At 67.9% G+C, this 16508-nt stretch carries 17 protein-coding genes; 8 read left to right on the forward strand and 9 right to left on the reverse strand.

Annotation, left to right across the window (positions count from 1 at the left end):
- Nucleotides 1-45: 45 nt before the first annotated feature.
- The gene (locus ACYQ0R_RS12310; protein ID WP_459824203.1) at nt 46-588 is read right to left on the reverse strand and encodes a KH domain-containing protein; all 543 of its coding nucleotides are present in this window, start codon (nt 586-588) and stop codon (nt 46-48) included.
- A 185-nt stretch (nt 589-773) separates the two neighbouring features.
- Here ACYQ0R_RS12310 and ACYQ0R_RS12315 point away from each other — a divergent pair, with 185 nt between their 5' ends.
- The 3 genes from ACYQ0R_RS12315 (at nt 774) to uvrA (ending at nt 5221) form a co-directional block, all read left to right on the forward strand.
- On the forward strand, nt 774-1454 hold the full coding sequence (locus ACYQ0R_RS12315; RefSeq protein WP_459824204.1) for a helix-turn-helix transcriptional regulator: 681 nt from the start codon (nt 774-776) through the stop codon (nt 1452-1454).
- A gap of 161 nt (nt 1455-1615) precedes the next feature.
- A complete protein-coding gene (locus ACYQ0R_RS12320) occupies nt 1616-2182 on the forward strand; it encodes a hypothetical protein (protein WP_459824205.1) in 567 nt (188 codons plus the stop codon).
- 84 nt (nt 2183-2266) lie between these two features.
- Nucleotides 2267-5221, forward strand: a complete 2955-nt coding sequence (gene uvrA, locus ACYQ0R_RS12325; protein ID WP_459824206.1) for an excinuclease ABC subunit UvrA — start codon at nt 2267-2269, stop codon at nt 5219-5221.
- A 52-nt stretch (nt 5222-5273) separates the two neighbouring features.
- Here uvrA and ACYQ0R_RS12330 read toward each other — a convergent pair whose 3' ends face one another.
- Nucleotides 5274-5942, reverse strand: a complete 669-nt coding sequence (locus ACYQ0R_RS12330) for a histidine phosphatase family protein (protein ID WP_459824208.1) — start codon at nt 5940-5942, stop codon at nt 5274-5276.
- Between the two features lie 177 nt (nt 5943-6119).
- Between ACYQ0R_RS12330 and ACYQ0R_RS12335 the strand changes: the two genes are divergently transcribed.
- Nucleotides 6120-6899: a hypothetical protein gene (locus ACYQ0R_RS12335; RefSeq protein ID WP_459824210.1), complete on the forward strand. Its 780-nt coding sequence runs from the start codon at nt 6120-6122 to the stop codon at nt 6897-6899.
- Nucleotides 6900-6912: 13 nt separating this feature from the next.
- On the opposite strand, the gene ACYQ0R_RS12340 is transcribed toward ACYQ0R_RS12335, so the two are convergent.
- From ACYQ0R_RS12340 to ACYQ0R_RS12350, 3 genes are all read right to left on the reverse strand, one after another.
- Nucleotides 6913-8460 (reverse strand): multicopper oxidase family protein, encoded by a 1548-nt coding sequence (locus ACYQ0R_RS12340; RefSeq protein ID WP_459824212.1) that lies wholly within the window; start codon nt 8458-8460, stop codon nt 6913-6915.
- A gap of 32 nt (nt 8461-8492) precedes the next feature.
- Nucleotides 8493-8852 (reverse strand): SHOCT domain-containing protein, encoded by a 360-nt coding sequence (locus tag ACYQ0R_RS12345; protein ID WP_459824213.1) that lies wholly within the window; start codon nt 8850-8852, stop codon nt 8493-8495.
- Nucleotides 8853-9097: 245 nt separating this feature from the next.
- On the reverse strand, nt 9098-9700 hold the full coding sequence (locus tag ACYQ0R_RS12350) for a helix-turn-helix transcriptional regulator (protein ID WP_459824214.1): 603 nt from the start codon (nt 9698-9700) through the stop codon (nt 9098-9100).
- Between the two features lie 227 nt (nt 9701-9927).
- On the opposite strand from ACYQ0R_RS12350, the gene ACYQ0R_RS12355 reads away from it, so the two are divergent.
- Entirely contained in the window at nt 9928-10422 is a 495-nt protein-coding gene (locus ACYQ0R_RS12355) for a universal stress protein (protein ID WP_459824215.1), read from the forward strand.
- 67 nt (nt 10423-10489) lie between these two features.
- The gene (locus ACYQ0R_RS12360; RefSeq protein WP_459824216.1) at nt 10490-11470 is read left to right on the forward strand and encodes an ROK family protein; all 981 of its coding nucleotides are present in this window, start codon (nt 10490-10492) and stop codon (nt 11468-11470) included.
- Nucleotides 11471-11491: 21 nt separating this feature from the next.
- Here ACYQ0R_RS12360 and ACYQ0R_RS12365 read toward each other — a convergent pair whose 3' ends face one another.
- Nucleotides 11492-12505 carry a PrsW family intramembrane metalloprotease gene (locus ACYQ0R_RS12365; protein WP_459824217.1) on the reverse strand — a complete coding sequence of 338 codons (1014 nt, stop codon included), beginning with the start codon at nt 12503-12505 and terminating at the stop codon, nt 11492-11494.
- Nucleotides 12506-12623: 118 nt separating this feature from the next.
- Between ACYQ0R_RS12365 and ACYQ0R_RS12370 the strand changes: the two genes are divergently transcribed.
- Nucleotides 12624-13043: a DUF7532 family protein gene (locus ACYQ0R_RS12370; RefSeq protein ID WP_459824218.1), complete on the forward strand. Its 420-nt coding sequence runs from the start codon at nt 12624-12626 to the stop codon at nt 13041-13043.
- Nucleotides 13040-14470, forward strand: a complete 1431-nt coding sequence (locus tag ACYQ0R_RS12375) for a ribonuclease FAU-1 family protein (RefSeq protein ID WP_459824219.1) — start codon at nt 13040-13042, stop codon at nt 14468-14470. The genes ACYQ0R_RS12370 and ACYQ0R_RS12375 overlap by 4 nt, the downstream gene beginning before the upstream one ends.
- Nucleotides 14471-14586: 116 nt before the next feature.
- Here ACYQ0R_RS12375 and ACYQ0R_RS12380 read toward each other — a convergent pair whose 3' ends face one another.
- The 3 genes from ACYQ0R_RS12380 to ACYQ0R_RS12390 all read right to left on the reverse strand — a co-directional run bounded on the left by ACYQ0R_RS12380 (nt 14587) and on the right by ACYQ0R_RS12390 (nt 16432).
- Nucleotides 14587-14982, reverse strand: a complete 396-nt coding sequence (locus tag ACYQ0R_RS12380; RefSeq protein ID WP_459824222.1) for a DUF5790 family protein — start codon at nt 14980-14982, stop codon at nt 14587-14589.
- A 273-nt stretch (nt 14983-15255) separates the two neighbouring features.
- Nucleotides 15256-15630 (reverse strand): dihydroneopterin aldolase family protein, encoded by a 375-nt coding sequence (locus ACYQ0R_RS12385; RefSeq protein ID WP_459824224.1) that lies wholly within the window; start codon nt 15628-15630, stop codon nt 15256-15258.
- A 22-nt stretch (nt 15631-15652) separates the two neighbouring features.
- Nucleotides 15653-16432 (reverse strand): maleate cis-trans isomerase family protein, encoded by a 780-nt coding sequence (locus tag ACYQ0R_RS12390; RefSeq protein ID WP_459824227.1) that lies wholly within the window; start codon nt 16430-16432, stop codon nt 15653-15655.
- Between the last annotated feature and the right edge of the window lie 76 nt (nt 16433-16508).

The following is a 16508-nucleotide window of genomic DNA, read 5'->3' on the forward strand; positions in this document are numbered from 1 at the left end:
GTCATAGAGCCGACGAGACAGGGCAGCGAGCTTCGGGGCCGGCCGCTACTGCGGCGCGCTGAAGGAGACGTCGTCGTTCAGCTCGTTCGACTTCCGTTCGAGGTACGAGTACACCGCGCCGTGGGGGGCCCCGTCGAGCAGCATGCCGACCGCTCGACGGACGACCTGCAGCTCCTCGGGGCCGCCGACCGCGCCGACGGTGGAGCCGTACACGACGACGTTCGCACCGGTGAGCTCCTCTAAGAGCTCCCGCGTCCGCCCGTTCTCGCCGATGATCCGACCCTTCTTGCGCTGAAGGTCGTTGTCGTTTCGGGTGTGTTCGGTCAGATCGATCAGCTCGAGCGTCCGGAGGTCGTGGTCGAGGATCGACAGCGCGGTCTCGGGTTTGAACCCGCGGCCGATCGCTTTGATCACGTCCGGCGCGACCATCGCGGAGACGGGGTCGCCCGCCTCCTCGATCGCGACGCTGCCGGACTCGGAGTCGACGTCGAGCCGCACGCCCGCCCGCTCCTCGATCTCCCGGAGGGTCTCGCCGCCGGCGCCGATGACGACGCCGATGCGGTCCTGCGGAACCGTCACGTGTTGCATACACACCGGTACCCGTCCGAGCCTTTTAAACGTGTTCCGGCGGCGGCACCCCAACGCCGGCGTGTGCGGACGTGTGGGAGTCGCTACCGCGAACTGGGCTACCGAGCGACGGTTTCCGCCGAGGCTCGAATCACACCGGGAACGCTATGCGTCACACGGTCGAAGCTCCCGACAGTGATCGATCCGTGAGACGCTCGCGACTCGACCTGCTCGCCGGAGGGATCGTCGCCGCCGTGGTGCTCGTCGGAGTGGCGGCCGCAGTCGACGTGTACACGACCGCGACAGCGACCAACGGCATGGGGATGGGAATGAACCACGGTGACGCGACGGGCTGGAGCGACGCGCTCTGGACCCTGCTTCGTGCCGTCGCCGTGGCCGCGGTCGTGGGGGGTGCGTACGTCCTCGCACGTGACGACCTGCACGCGGCGCTCGGCGACGGCTCCGACGCGGGAGTCACCGACTCCCGGATCGACGCCGACTCGCCGACCGATGCCGACGCCGACTCGCCGACCGATGCCGACGGCGAGACACCGGTGACGGACGACGTCGACCCGGATCCGGGTTCGGACGACGTCGACAAGGCATCGAGTCCGGACGACATCGACGACACGGGAACGCGAGCGGCGGCAGGCTCGAACGCGGCGGACGTGTTGCGAGTGCTACCCGACGACGAGCGGCGGATCCTCCAGCCGGTCGTCGACGACCCCGGACTCACCCAGATCGAGGTACGCGACCGTTCGGAGTTCTCGAAAAGCAAGGTGAGCCAGACGATAACCGACCTCGAAAAACGCGGACTGCTGTACCGGGAGTCGCAAGGGCGGACGTACCGGGTGTACCCCGACGACGACCTTCGCGACGGCCGGTGACCACGCTGTCGGCAAGCAGCCGAGATCGTCGCGGACGAACGGTCTCGCTGATATGAAACGTTTAGATTCTCTTAGAAACGTTCTAAGACGATCTCAATTCGACCGTTCACGCCCACGAGTACAACTCCGGACCTCTCGTAGGTGGGCGTGGGGAGACACCCATGAACCGAACCATCATCCACGTTGCCATCGCGGTCGCGGTGCTCGTCGCTCTCGGCGGCGCTGCGGCCGTGGCGAGCGCGGAGCACGGCACGGAGGTACCGCACGCCGAGAACGCACCCGCCGCTGAAACCGCACCACACGCGCACAACGACGCAGCGGTCGAACGCTCCGGATTCGATCGGTTCGCAAGCGGCATGATCGGTGCCGGCGAGCGGATCGCTAACGGCGGTCCGCTCGACCGGATGACCGGCGACGGCGCTGATGTCCGTGCGGGGGGACCGGGTGACGGCTACGCCGTGCAGAACGGACAGTACAACGGTCAACACGGACACCACGCCGGTCAGCACGGACAGCACGGACACCACGCCGGTCAGCACGGACAGCACGGACACCACGCCGGTCAGCACGGACACCACGCCGGTCAGCACGGGCAGTACGCCGATGAGCGTGGAGACCGCGCCGACGGGGTCGAGTGGGACGCCGACCGCCGACCGATCAACGCGACGAACGAAACCCGGCCGGCCGGCCAGTACGGCCCGGGGAGCTGTGTGTACGCGGAGGGGTGAACGACGACAAGTCCGATCGCGATCGGTGACGAGCCAGCCACAACCGACGACTATTCCCGCGCGCGCCCGTTATGCGGATCCGAAATGAGCAAGGACTACATCGAGGTCCGCGGTGCCGAGGAGCACAACCTCAAGGACCTCGACGTCCGGATCCCGCGTGAGGAGTTCACCGTCGTCACCGGGCTCTCCGGGTCGGGCAAGTCGTCGCTCGCGTTCGACACCGTCTACGCGGAGGGCCAGCGCCGATACATCGAATCGCTGTCGGCGTACGCGCGGAACTTCCTCGGACAGATGGACAAACCGCAGGTGGAGGCGGTCGAAGGCTTATCGCCCGCCATCTCCATCGACCAGAAGAACGCCGCGAACAATCCCCGGTCGACCGTGGGGACCGTCACCGAACTACACGACTACCTCCGGCTGTTGTACGCCCGGGTCGGGACGCAGTACGACCCTATCACGGGTGAGGAGGTGGGTGAGCAGTCCGCTCAGGACATGGTGAACCAGATCCTCGAACTCCCCGAGGGCACCCGTGCAAAGATCGCCGCACCGATCGTTCGCGACCAGAAGGGCGCGTTCGAGGAGCTGTTCGAGGAGCTCGTCGCCGACGGGTACGGCCGGGTCGAGGTCGACGGCGAACGGTTCGACCTGACGCTCGACACTCCCGAGCTCGACAAGAACTACGACCACACGATCGACGTGGTCGTCGACCGGGTGACAGTGCGTCCCGACGCGCGGTCGCGGATCGCCGATTCCGTCGAGACGGCCCTCGAGGAGGCCGGCGGCGTATTGAAGCTGATCGTTCCCGACCCGCCCGCGGACGTGCCGTTCGCGTCGAACACGCGCTCGACCGGATCGTTGGCGGCCGACGCCGATGGCGACGACCGGCTCGAAGTCGAGTTCTCCGAGGAGCTCGGCAACCCCAACTCCGAGTTCCAGTTTTCCGAGATCGAGACGCGCTCGTTCTCGTTTAACAGCCCCTACGGAGCCTGCCCGGAGTGTGAGGGGATCGGCTCGACGAAGGAGGTCGACGAGGAGCTCGTCGTCGTCGACGAGACGAAGCCGCTGAAGGACGTGTTCGAGGCGTGGTCGTACTCGCGGTCGTACTACCGCACGCGGATCGACTCCGTGGCCGCCCACTTCGATCTCTCCGTCGAGACGCCGTGGGAGGCGGTCGACGACGACGTCCAACGGCAGTTCCTCTACGGCACCGACGACCAAGTCGTCTTCGAGCGACAGACCAAAAACGGCACGCGGCGCAAGGAGAAGCGCTTCGAGGGCGTGATCCCCAACCTCGAGCGCCGCCACGTCGAGACGGAGTCGCAGTCGACGCGCGAACACATCGAAGAGTACATGGCGGTGACGACGTGTCCGGCCTGCGAGGGAAGCCGCTTAAAAGAGCAGTCGCGACACGTCCGCGTTGCGGGCACCTCGATCGACGAGGTGAACCGCATGTCGATCGGCGACGCGCGCCGGCATTTCGAGGGGCTTGAATCGGAGCTCGGCGAGCGCGAGACGACGATCGCGACGGAGATCCTCAAGGAGATCCGCGCCCGCCTCGGCTTCATGGAGGAGGTCGGGCTGGAGTATCTCACGCTCGACCGAGAGGCGTCGACGCTGTCGGGCGGCGAGAGCCAGCGGATCCGGCTCGCCACACAGGTGGGCTCCGGGCTCGTCGGCGTGCTCTACGTGCTCGACGAGCCGTCGATCGGGCTCCACCAGCGGGACAACGACCGCCTGTTGAACACCCTTGAGGGCCTGCGCGATCTCGGCAACACCCTGCTCGTCGTCGAACACGACGAGGAGACGATGCGTCGTGCCGACGGGATCATCGACATGGGGCCCGGCCCCGGCAAGCGCGGCGGCGAGGTCGTCGCGCAAGGCGAGTTCGACGAGATAATCGAGACCGAGGCGTCGATCACGGGCGACTATCTCGCCGGCCGGAAGGAGATCCCGGTGCCCGAGTCCCGCCGCGAGCCGGACGGCGAGCTCGTCGTCCGCGGCGCGCGCCAGCACAACCTGACGGATCTCGACGTGGCGATCCCGCTCGGCACGCTGACGACGATCACCGGCGTCTCCGGCTCCGGGAAGTCGACGTTGATGCACGACGTCCTGTACAAGGGGCTCGTGCGGGAGATGAACGACAACACCTCCGTCGACCCCGGCGAGCACGACGCGATCGACGGGATGGCGGAGATCGAGACGGTGCGGCTCATCGACCAGTCGCCGATCGGGCGAACCCCGCGGTCGAACCCGGCGACGTACACGGACGTGTTCGACTACGTCCGCGAACTGTTCGCGGAGACGAAGCTGTCGAAGCGGCGCGGCTACGAGAAAGGTCGGTTCTCGTTTAACGTGAAAGGCGGTCGCTGTGAGGAGTGTGGCGGACAGGGAACCGTCAAGATCGAGATGAACTTCCTGTCGGACGTGTACGTCCCCTGCGAGCAGTGTGGCGGCGCGCGCTACAACGACGAGACGCTCGACGTCACGTATAAGGGCAAGACGATCGCGGACGTGCTCGATATGAGCGTCGAGGAGGCGTACGAGTTCTTCGAGAGCCATCAGGGGTTAAAACGCCGCCTCAAGCTGTTGAAGGACGTCGGGCTCGGCTACATGGAGCTCGGACAGCCCTCGACGACGCTCTCCGGCGGCGAGGCGCAACGCGTCAAGCTGGCCGAGGAGCTCGGCAAGAAGGCGACGGGCGACACGCTGTATCTGCTCGACGAGCCGACGACCGGCCTTCATAAGGCGGACGAGCGGAAGCTGATCGACGTGTTACACCGGCTCGTCGACGGCGGCAACACGGTCGTCGTCATCGAGCACGAGCTCGACCTCGTGAAAAACGCCGACCACGTGATCGACCTCGGGCCGGAGGGCGGGGAGGGCGGCGGCGAGCTCGTTGCCAGCGGCACGCCGGAGTCGGTGGCCCGCGACGACGACTCCCACACCGGGCGGTACCTCCGAGACCTGCTACCCGACGTCGACATCGACGGCCCCCGCAGCGACCGCCGGAAGCCGGCGAAAGCCGCCAGCGACGACTGAACTTTCGCTGGCGGGGTCACGCGTCGACCGCACCACTCGCCGACTCGCGAGATCAGCCTTCAGGAAGGTGATCGGTGACGTTCTCGCGGACGACGTCGCCGTCGCCGCCGACCACCGTCAGCGAGCAGTTGTCGGCCGACAGCTCGGTGAGCGACCGGACGACGTCGAACCCCCGCCGCTCGCCGACGGCGAGCCGGATCGGGTTGACGTGCGTGACGGCGACGACCGTGCCGTCGCGCTCGTGGAGGTCGCGCGCGGCCGCCAGCACCCGATCGCGGACGTCGAGCCAGCTCTCACCGCTTTCGGGCGTGTACGCCGCGGCGGTCGAGCCGTTCTCCAGTAGATCCAGCTCCGGAAACCGCTCGAAGAAGTTCGCCGAGCGGAGCCCCTGATACACGCCGAAGTCGCGCTCGCGGAGCCGGGAGTCGGTTTCGAGGCCGACGCCGACGGCTTCGGCGATCGGTTCGGCCGTCTGGCGTGTGCGCGGGAGATCGGAGCTGACGACCGCGTCGACGTCGCCGATCTCCGCGGCCGAGTCGTCAGCCTCTGTAGCCAATCGGTCAGTCTCCGCGGATGATCCACTCTCCGTCGCGAACGTCGCGGCGACGCGAGCGGCCTGCTCGCGACCTCGTCCGGAGAGCGGGACCGGGGCCCACCCCTGAATCCGACCCTCGGCGTTCCACTCCGTCTCCCCGTGTCGGACGAACAACGTCTGGCTCACGAGCGGTGTTCGCGACGGAGCCGCATACGGGTTCCGGGGTCGCGTCCGGGGCCCGAGACCGCATTCGGCGCTCGGAGCCACGGGCCGGTTTCGATGATCGCGTGGGAGAGACGACGACCGGTGAGGACCGACATGACTCGCCGATAAGCCCTTATCGGCCGCTGCGGTACGCGGGGTATGGAGGAGCTGGTCGGTGAGACGATCCGGGAGAAGCTGTCGTCGATCGCGACGCGGCTCCGATCGGCTCGCCGCGAGGCGCTCGCCGATGCGGTCGTCCCGGTCGGCGAGCGGACGTGGACGTACGCCGGACGGACGTGGTCGTGGCCGGCCGGCGAGTCATTGCGATACTTCCGCGACCTCGCTCCCGGCGAGCGGGCGGTCCTCGACAGCGCGTGCGACGAGCACGGGGTCGAGGTCGTCGGCGTCGGCACCGGCCGTGTCGCCGTCTCGCTTCCGGAGGCTGTCGGCGACGAGCCGCTGGTCGCGAAGCTGGCTCGGTACGGTCCGTCGGCAGAGATGGGCGCGGGCCGACCCCAGAACCGGAGAGAGCAACGGGTGTGGGAGGCGGTTACGGGGCATCCGTTCCTCCCCGTTCGGGCCGCCGACGAGGCCGGCGACTGGGTCGTGATGCCCGAGGCGTCGATGATCGATGCGGTCGAACGGGAGGCGACCGGTGACGACGGTGCGGGAGGTGGTGGCGACGACACCCGAGCGAGTGGTGTCGAGACCGTACTCGACCGGCTCGGCGACGCGCTCGCACCCCACCGGGAGCGGTTCCACTTCGACGAGCTGAAACCGGAGAACGTCGGCGCGTACGACGGACGCTACTGGATCGTCGACTACGGCCGTCCCGCGGGAGAGGCGCTGTTCGTCGAGCCGCCGGGCGGCCAGGAGTCGGAGCCGCCGGGCGGCCAGGAGTCGGAGCCGCCGGACGACCAGGAGTCGGAGTCGCCGTAGGTCCCGTCGGCGCTCACTCGTAGGTGAGCAGCCGGATCATTCCGGTCTCCATGTGGTACAGGTGGTGACAGTGGAACACCCACCGGCCGGGGTTGTCGGCGACTATGTCAAGCGTGCGCTGCCCCATGTGTCCGGGCACGGTTACCGTGTCCTTCACGGCGTCACCGACGGTGAAGTGGTGGCCGTGGAGATGCATCGGATGTCGCATCGGACTCCGGTTCGCGATCCGAAGTCGGACGTGCTCACCCTCCCGGACCCGGAGCGGGTCGGCGTCGGGGAACGTCTGCCCGTTGATCGTCCACGCCGCCTCCTCGTCGTCGTCCGTGCCAGGAGCCAGCGTGAGGTCGACGGTGCGGTCCGGCGACCCGTCGACGCCGGGCTGGGGCGTCACCGACCGGAGCTCCGATAGCTGAAGCACGTGCGACCCGAGCGGGTCGTCGACCGGCGTCTCGTCTGCCGACCCGTCGCCCAAGAGCGCGCGCCCGCCCGGCATCGTCCGATCGAGCGGGTCCGCCCGGACCGCGAACGGGCCGCCGCCGTCGACCTCGATGACGACATCGTAGCGCTCACCCATGCCGATATCGACCGCGTCGACCGAAACTGGCTCGACTGCCGGCCCGTCCGTGTGGGTGACCCGCATCGAGTGTCCCCCGACGGAGACCCGATACGTCGTCGATCCGGCCGCGTTGACGAACCGAAGCCTGACGCGCTCGCCCGGCTCCGCGTCGAGCACCGCCGGATCCGTCGGGAGTCGTCCACCGATCAGCGTCCCGTCGTACGCGGGACCGTCGGCGAACCCGCCGCCCATATGCCCGTGACCGTTCGACCGCGTGACGCGGGGCTCGTCCGTCAGGAGTTCGTCGATCACGACCGTGTGTTCACGGTCGTACGCGACGTGCGGGTCGGCCTCCTCGACGACGAGCGGGCCGAGCAGGCCGCGGTCGAGCTGGAGCCCGGAGTGACTGTGGTACCAGTGGGTGCCGGTCGGACCGACGTCGAACTCGTAGACGAACTCCTCGCCCGGCTCGATCGGCGGCTGTGTCACGCCCGGGACGCCGTCCATCGCGTTCTCGCCCGGGAGCGCCATCCCGTGCCAGTGGACCGACGTCGACTCGGGGAGCTCGTTTGCGACGGTGACGCGAACGCGTTCGCCCTCGACCGCGCGGATCTCGGGACCAGGGTACTGGCCGTCGTACAGCCACGTCTCGACCGTGGTCCCGTCGCCGACGTCGACCTCGCCGACCGTCGCGGTGAGCCGGTACTCGCGGTCCGGATCCCCGTACGTCGGTTTGGGGAACGCCTCGCCGTCGCTCGCCGTGCCGTCACCCGATCCGTCGTCGCCGCCGAGGTCCGTCGTGAGACAGCCCGCGCCGCCGACGCCGACCGCGGCGATCGCTCCCGACCGAAGCAGCGCGCGGCGCGAGAGGCGGGTCCCGTCCGCGTTCCGGCTCCCATCCGAGCCTCGGCTCCCGTCCGAGTCCCGGCTCGCGTCCGAGCCTCGGCTCCCGTCCGAGTCCCGGCTCGCGTCCGAGCCTCGGCTCCCGTCCGAGTCCCGGCTCACATCCGAGGTCCGGCTCGGGTCGGAGATCCGTCTCATTCCTCGCCCTGCCGGAGTCGCAAGCGGCGGTTCTCGAACTCCTCGTCGTCGATCTCGCCGCGGGCGTACGCGGCCCGAAGCTCCGCGAGCGCCTCGTCGTCGGGCTCGCCGTGTCGGTCGCCATCGAGTGCGGCGACCACGAGATAGCCGACGCCGGCGACGAGGATCAGCGGCACCGCCAGCGCGAACAGCCAGCCCAGCCCCCAGCCCGTACCGGACATGTGTCCCCAGCTCCCGGTCGTCCCCACGTGTCCCCATCCGAACAGCCCGGTCATCGGACCGAGGAGAAACGGGAGCGCGAGGAGTCCGAGGAGAGCGAGGACGATGACCGTGGACGTGCGCGTCTCACCAGTCATGCGATATCACCCCACATGCACTGGATTCGGTCTCCGGTCGAACCGCCGTTCAACACCGTCGTTGTTCGAAGAGCCGTCTTCCGTTCGGGCCGCCCGAGTTGGTCTTGTGCGTTCATGTCTACATTTCACTGTACACCCTCCGTGTGAATAAGCGAGAGGGTGTAAATCAATCCAGTAGATCGTTCGAGACTGTTTATAATTGCTTCTCAGGTGTCTTTTGGATTCGAGACCGTTCATGACGCTCGTCAGTGGCGGTCCCCGAGATCGTCGGCAGGATACACTCGATACGTCCGGCCCTGACGCTCTCGGTACAGCAGGCCGCGGTCCTCGAGGTCGGTGATCGTCTGGCTCACCTTGCTCCGGGAGTAGTCCGCGCGGTCGGCGACCGCGGTCTGGGTGATCCCGGGCGACTCGATCACCGGCGTCAGGACCCGCCGCTCGTCCTCGGGAAGGAGATCGAGCACGCGTCGCTCCGCCCGCGTTATCGTGGCCGCCGAGTCGGCGTCGTCGGGCGCGTCGGGGTGGCCGTCCGTGTCGGCGGCGGGATCTGCCGCGTTCCCCGCTGCGGAGGCCGACGACTCGACGTCCGTCGGGGTCGTGGCGGGCTGCTCGCGAGGCGGATCGCCGTCGAACACGCCGTCCCTGACGAGCGCGTACGCACCGGCGACGACGGCGACGACGAGGACGCTCAAAAGCAACGGTCCCAGAAAGTGGATCGCGGGCGCGGCACCGGCGTGTCCCATCATCGAATCGTCGGAGACGAGCAGCTGTCCCGTGCTGACGAGACCGACGAGAAGCACGACGCCGAGAAGCAGCCCAACCACGCGGTCCGCCTGCCTCCGGTTCATACGTCGACTCGCGTGCCGCAACGGAAAGAAGGGTCTGGTTTCGGTCGGCGTGCCGAGAGGCGACGACGCTCGGCGGAATCGGAGCGACGAGATCGGAACGGCGAGACCGGAGCGACGACACCGGGTTACACCCACTCTCACGAACGATCCCGACGGCCCATAAAAATTAATTCATTTTTGAGTAAAATCTGCAACAGACTTAAGAGCGACGGGGCCCAAAGACGAGTATGAGCATGGAAGCGAGCCAGAAGCGAACCGAACAGACCGGCATCGAAACGATCCTTCTCGCCGTCGACACCGCCGACGAGGAGCGAGCGGAGCGGCTGGCAGAGGAGACGATAGACGTCGCCGGACCGACCGAGGCGGAAGTCGTCTTAGTCCACGTGTTCACGGACGAGGAGTTCGACGAGATTCGCTCGAAACTCGACGTCGCCGCCGAAAGCGAGGCGTCGACGCCCGACGCGGTCGCGGAGCGACACACGACGACCCGAACCATCTCGAAGGCGCTGTCGGCGGCGGACGTCCCTCACACGATCCGCGGCGCGGTCGGCGACCACGCGGACGAGATCGTCGACACCGCCGAGGCGGTCGACGCCGACCGCGTGCTCGTCGGCGGTCGCAACCGCTCGCCGACCGGAAAGGCTGTGTTCGGCAGCATCGCCCAGGAAGTGATCCTCACGTCGCCGAGCCCGGTCACGTTCGTCCGAGACGACACGCGCTGAGCGAATCGTCCCTCCTCGATCCCGCGAAGCGTCCCGCTTAAGTGAGACGGGGTCGCCAATACGATCGATGTACTACGTGGGCGTCGACCTCGGCGCGACGAACGTCCGCGCGGTCGTCGGCGACGAGACTGCGACCGTGCTCGGCTCCGACGAGCGTGGAACCCCGCGCGGTCCGAACGGGATCGCGGTCACCGAGGCCGTGTTGAGCGTCGTCCGGAGCGCTTGCAACGAGGCGAGCGTCGATCCGACGGAGGTCGGCGCGGCCGGGATCGGGTCGATCGGCCCCCTCGACCTGGCCGCCGGCGTCGTGCAGGGACCGGCGAACCTCCCGGACGTCATCGAGCGGATCCCGCTTACGGGGCCGCTATCACAGCTGTTGAACACCGACGAGGTGTACCTCCACAACGACACCAACGCTGGCGTCATCGGCGAGCGGTTCCACTCCGAGCGTAACCCCGACGACATGGTGTATCTCACCATCTCCTCCGGGATCGGTGCTGGCGTCGCCGTTGACGGCAGCGTGCTCTCCGGGTGGGACGGCAACGCCGGCGAGGTGGGCCACATGACGATCGACCCGCACGGGTCCATGACCTGCGGCTGCGGCCACGACGGCCACTGGGAGGCGTACTGCTCGGGCAACAACATTCCGAAATACGCCCGCGAACTGCACGAAGAGGACCCGATCGGCACCGCCCTGCCGATCGAAGACCCCGAGTTCACCGCCGTCGACGTGTTCGAACACGCCGGCGAGGACACGTTCGCGGACCACGTGATCGACCAGCTCGCCCACTGGAACGCGATGGGACTCGCGAACGTCATCCACGCGTACGCGCCGCTCGTCGTCTCCGTCGGCGGCGCGGTCGCGTTGAACAACCCCGACCGAATCCTCGATCCGATCCGCGAGAAGCTCCCCGAGATGGTGTTTATCAACGTCCCCGAGGTGCGACTGACCGAACTCGGCGACGAAGTCGTCGTCAAGGGTGCACTCGCGAGCGCGCTAACCGGTGGGACCGGAGACCGGTCCCGGGTCGACATCGCACAGAGCTGAACGCGTCCGACGCGGCCGGGATCAGTTCGGTTCGTCGACGTCCGACCGTTCGGTGCTCGGATCGACCGACTCCGGTCGCGTCGACAGATACGCCTCGCGATACCGCCAAATTTTCACGAGGAGGAGGTAGCCGAAGAACCCCTGAAATCCGAGGACGAACACGAAAAGCGCCGGAACGAGCGGGAGCCCCGTCAGCGACGAGATCGCCGTCGTCGCCGGGCCGACGAGGCTGTTGTACAGCGCGTGGATAGCCGCCGCGATCAAAAGCCCCTTGACGATGATCGGCCCGCGGTGGTCCGGGTTGAACTTCGCCAATCCGAGGTAGTAGCCGGCGAACGCCGAGTAGACGACGTGACCGGGGCCAGCAAGCGCACGGATCGCCGCGATCCCGTCGCCAGCGCCGAGCGCGGAGGCACCTAGACGGAGCTCGTCGATGTCGATGTTGCCCGCGATGTACACGAAGTTCTCGATGACGACGAAGCCGAGCCCGGCGATCGCCCCGTACACCGCTCCGTCGATCACCGCGTCGAACCGCTCGTCGGTGTACGCGTACAGCCGGACCGCGAGCAGCTTCACGGTCTCTTCGACCGGACCGACGATGAGGAAGAAAAAGAGGACGAGTCCGAGATACCCCAACGGCTGAAAAAACGGCTGGGTGAGGCTGTTGAGCACGGCGGCGAACGTCGCCGTGAGCACCGAGAGAAGAAACGTCGCGACCAGAAGCGAGAGCGGCTCGCTCGTCGTCACGTCCGAGACGTACACGTACGCGGCGAGACCGAACGCGGGAATCGCGGACAGCGCGACGAGTCCCGCGACGACGGGATCGAAGACGAGCCCGAACCCGAAGGAGGCGAGGATAGTGAGCAGGATCAGGAGAGCGGTGAACAGGACGAGAAACTTCGTCAGCCGCGTTATCAGCCAGTACACCGCGACGGAGAGCCCATCGAGGGAGGTCCGCTCCTCCCACGTGGCGATATCGTAGAGGTCGCGATCCTCGGGAGCCGCCTCCTCCACCGGATCCGACCGTGAGGACATACCACGTCGTTCGTGCGGAGTCGGTTAAGAACTTTCACCCGCACGGCGAGCGGACGGGAACCGAACCGATGCCGGCACGAGCCGACAGAATTGAAACGCCGGGCGACGAACGGCGTGTATGCACTTCGACGAACGGACCCAGCAGGCGCTCCGCGAGGCGGGGATGGACGCCGACGAGATCGCGGCCGTCTCCGACCGGGTCGCCGAGCTCGTCGCCGACGACGCGGACGCGATTGCGGCGTTTTTCGCCGACGCTGATGTCGTTTACTCGGATATGGAGCTAGCACACAGCACCGCCGAGCTACAGGAGCACCCGGTCGCCGACGTCGATCTCTTCACGCACGGGAGCGACCTGCGCGGCTACCTCTCGCTCGACGGATGGGGCGTTCCCGTCGAGGACGGGCGGGTGCTGTCGATCGACGACGGCGACGGCGGCCACAGCCCCGACAACGGCGACGACCCCAACCTCGTCGAACTCACGCTCGGCCCGACGGTCCACGACCGCGTGCGGTTCGCCCGCGAGCGGGACCGGCTATGAGCGTCCGAGTTCGGCTCCGTGGGATCTACACGACCGCACTCACGCGGCTGCTGGTGGCGGACGGTCACGAGATCGTCGACGCCTCGCCGCCGATCCGCCGCCGGTTCGACGAGTCGTTCCCGGCAGCACCCCCGGACGTCGATGTCGATACGACCGACGACCGACTCGGCGTCGGAGTTGCGGGCGAATCCGAGGCGGTGGCGGCCGTTCGCGAGCGACTCACGGATATCGGCATCGACGCGATCGCGTGGAGCGATCCGACGCCGCCCGGCACCGTGCTCGACGGCGAGGTCTCCGACACGCTCGGCGGCGGAGCGGTGGTGTCGCTGGCGGTCGAGGGCGGTCGCCGAGAGGGGTATCTCCCGTACGACGATATCGACGCGCGGATCGATGAAGGCGACCACGTACGCGTCCAAGTGCGCGAGTCGGCCGCGCCGTGGGGGCGTCATCGGCCGGAGCTCGACGCCACGCTCCGGGCCGGCGGCGGGCTCGTGACGCTCGAGCCGGGGTCGGGAACGCGAGTCGACGCGTACGACGACGAGGCCGCCCGCGAGCTGGCCGGGATGACCGATCTGCTCGGACTGGAGGCACCCGACGGCTGGCGGACGGTGTGGAGCGACACCGCGGTCGACGCCGATATGGACGCGCTCGAGGCCGGACTGGAGGAGGCGGTCGCGGCCGCGGAGCGACTCGCCGACGTCGCGGGAGAGACGGGCGTCATCGACCCGGCGGAGGCGGTCGACACACCGGTCGCGACGCCGACCGCCGGAGCGTGGGTGTGGTTCGGCCGCGAGTGCCGGTTCGCGCTCGACGACGTCCGGCGCGAAGTGACGACGACGATGCCCGGACACCACCGGATCAAGGCGGGAGCGGCCGACGCGTCCGCGGGCGTCGACCTCGCAGAGGCGCTGTGTGACCCCGACGCAGACGCCGAGTTTCCGTTTACGATCGTGCGCGAGGTGTTCGGTCCCACCGAGGGCGACGCGGTCGGGATCCGTCACGGGAAGCCCGACGGACGGATGATACGCCTCGGGGAGGGCGAAGTGACGGCGGTCGACGAGGACGGGATCACCGTCGAACGGTCGATGAGCCCCGGCGGAAGCTACGACGGACTCGACGTACCTCGGGAGGCTGGCGATGTCGCCGTCACCAAGCTGACGGAGGGGCGCTGGTGGTATCCGACGACGTACCGCGGCGACGACGGCACGGTAAAGGGGACGTACGTGAACGTCTGTACGCCCGTGGAGCTGTTCCCGGACGCCGTGAGCTACGTCGACCTCCACGTGGACGTGGTGAAACACGCGGACGGGACGGTCGAGCGAGTCGACGACGGCGTTCTCGACGAGTCGGTTGCGGCCGGCAACACTCCCGAGCCGCTCGCGGAAAAGGCGCGGAGCGTGGCGGCTGCTCTCGAAAACGCGTTATAAACGCACCGGAGCATAACTGTGGTGTTAACCACCGATGCGAGAGAGCCATGGAGCCGTTGTCATGGCGTGTATGTCTTGATCGCATGCCCGAATCAGCCGTGGGAAGCTGCGTGCTCCTACTCGTCGGCCGCGTCCTGTAGCGCGCCGCGGATCGCGGGGATCGTGCCGGTGAGGGAGCCGACGTCCTCGGCGGCGCTCTCGATGTCGGCGACGAGCGTCTCCAGCTCCTCGATCTCCGCTTGTAAGTCCTCGGCGTCCTCGAACGCGTCGGCGCGCTCGCCGAGCACGTACGACTTCTTCGCCGAGCGGACGTGATCGACCGCGTCGCCGACGTCGAGAGCGGATTTGAGTCCGTTGAGCGCGCCGAGCACGTTGTCGGCGTCGGTGAGCCACACGTCGTCGGCCGCGGGAAGCTCCTCGCGAGCGGCCGCGAGATGCTCCTCGACCTCCGCGCGCGTCTCCGCGGCCGCCTCGCCGAACAGGTCGTCGTCGTCGAACGTTGACTGGCTCATGTGTTACTCGTCGACCCCGTACAGTTTAAAAGCGTGCCCGAAAGCGGAAGTGAAACCTAGCGTTCCCGGTCGTCTCACGTCGGTTTCGCTCACGTTCGGAGTTCAGTTCCGCTTCGGCGGTCGCGACTCCGACGAGCGCTCTCGGGTTCCGTCCGTCACCCGGGTTCACGTTGAAAGGTTGGTCATACGTATGAGCGGTCAGGTTCGGATCCTGCACGTCGACGACGCGCCCGACTTCGCCGACCTGACCGACCGCGTTCGGACAGTGTCGCGCTACGCGTCGACGTCGACGAGTTGCATCAGCGGATAGCCGTCGGTCATCTCCATGCGGGTCCGGACGACCACGTCGTCGTACTCGATCCGCATCTCGACGTTCATTAGCGTCCCCGTCAGCTCCGTGTACCCGTTCTCGTGGTCGATCGCCTCGGCGACTCGGTCATCGTCGATGTCGACGGTGACGGCCGTGCAGTGCGGCTGGTTCTCGATCGCCGCCGCCATCGCGGCCTCCAGGCTCCGCGTGCTCGCCGGGCTCACGGGCGTCCCCGCGAACTGGTGGTACAGCGACCCGAACTTGATCCCCGCCTCGAAACACGCCTCCTCGGCGGTCGATGGAGCCCCGGACGGGGACTCCGACACGTCGGACGTCATACCGGAGGTCCGAGGGCGGCAGTCAAGAGCCTTCGGCCGTCGTCGACTCCGGATCGAGACTCCCCAGCGCTCCCGGGAGGCAGTCGGAGACCACTCCGAGTCGGTCGAGCGCGTCCCACAGCGTCGCCCCGTTGCTCGAGACGACCGGTACGCCGAGGTCGGCTTCCAGCGCGTCGACGACAGCGAGCGTGCGATAGTTCGTACAGGAGACGAAGACGGCGTCGACGTCGGGAGGGACCTCGGCTCCGTCACCCGCACCGGTAGCGGGGAGGCCGTCGACGACCTCCCTGACGTGCTCGTACGCGTCAGTCGCCGAGAGCCGCCCGATCGCGGCGTTACTGACGAGCCCCCGCCCGTTGATCGCTTCGATCTCGTAGCCGAGCTCCGTCAGGTACGACGCCTCGCGCTCGTCGAGCTCGGCGGCGTACGGCGTGACGACTGCCAGTTGCTCGGCGTCGAGCGCGGACAGCGCCCGGTCGACGGACCGCGCGGTTGCGACCGCCGGAGCGTCCGCGGCGTCACGTAACGTTGCCTCCAGCTCCGCGTCGAACCCCGGCCCGTGAAGCAGGCTCCCGGTCGTACAGGCGTACGCTACGGCGTCGACATCGGCGTCGCCGAGTAGCTCCGCTGCGCGTTCGGCGTCATCGCTCATCGCGTCGAGCTCCTCGACGGTCACTGACGAGAGCGACATTCGCGCCGCGTACGCCTCGACGCCGTCCGGCGTCCACGCCGTGAACTCGGGCTCTGCGGTCGTGTTCGAGGAGGGAACCACGACGCCGAGTCGGCCGCGCCACCCCGTCATTCGTCGGTCACCTCGGTCATTCGTCGGTCACCTCGGTCATTCGTCGGTCACCTCGGTCATTCGTCGGTCACCTCGG

The organism is Halorubrum luteum, assembly GCF_054652935.1.

What these genes read in the sequence shown, in the direction of transcription:
- ACYQ0R_RS12380 (WP_459824222.1), bottom strand. Translation starts at nt 14,982, where the DNA reads ATGAGCCAGTCAACGTTCGACGACGACGACCTGTTCGGCGAGGCGGCC.
- ACYQ0R_RS12350 (WP_459824214.1), bottom strand. Translation starts at nt 9,700, where the DNA reads ATGAACCGGAGGCAGGCGGACCGCGTGGTTGGGCTGCTTCTCGGCGTC.
- ACYQ0R_RS12335 (WP_459824210.1), top strand. Translation starts at nt 6,120, where the DNA reads ATGGAGGAGCTGGTCGGTGAGACGATCCGGGAGAAGCTGTCGTCGATC.
- ACYQ0R_RS12375 (WP_459824219.1), top strand. Translation starts at nt 13,040, where the DNA reads ATGAGCGTCCGAGTTCGGCTCCGTGGGATCTACACGACCGCACTCACG.
- ACYQ0R_RS12360 (WP_459824216.1), top strand. Translation starts at nt 10,490, where the DNA reads ATGTACTACGTGGGCGTCGACCTCGGCGCGACGAACGTCCGCGCGGTC.
- ACYQ0R_RS12385 (WP_459824224.1), bottom strand. Translation starts at nt 15,630, where the DNA reads ATGACGTCCGACGTGTCGGAGTCCCCGTCCGGGGCTCCATCGACCGCC.
- ACYQ0R_RS12390 (WP_459824227.1), bottom strand. Translation starts at nt 16,432, where the DNA reads ATGACGGGGTGGCGCGGCCGACTCGGCGTCGTGGTTCCCTCCTCGAAC.
- ACYQ0R_RS12310 (WP_459824203.1), bottom strand. Translation starts at nt 588, where the DNA reads ATGCAACACGTGACGGTTCCGCAGGACCGCATCGGCGTCGTCATCGGC.
- uvrA (WP_459824206.1), top strand. Translation starts at nt 2,267, where the DNA reads ATGAGCAAGGACTACATCGAGGTCCGCGGTGCCGAGGAGCACAACCTC.
- ACYQ0R_RS12320 (WP_459824205.1), top strand. Translation starts at nt 1,616, where the DNA reads ATGAACCGAACCATCATCCACGTTGCCATCGCGGTCGCGGTGCTCGTC.
- ACYQ0R_RS12370 (WP_459824218.1), top strand. Translation starts at nt 12,624, where the DNA reads ATGCACTTCGACGAACGGACCCAGCAGGCGCTCCGCGAGGCGGGGATG.
- ACYQ0R_RS12355 (WP_459824215.1), top strand. Translation starts at nt 9,928, where the DNA reads ATGAGCATGGAAGCGAGCCAGAAGCGAACCGAACAGACCGGCATCGAA.
- ACYQ0R_RS12365 (WP_459824217.1), bottom strand. Translation starts at nt 12,505, where the DNA reads ATGTCCTCACGGTCGGATCCGGTGGAGGAGGCGGCTCCCGAGGATCGC.
- ACYQ0R_RS12345 (WP_459824213.1), bottom strand. Translation starts at nt 8,852, where the DNA reads ATGACTGGTGAGACGCGCACGTCCACGGTCATCGTCCTCGCTCTCCTC.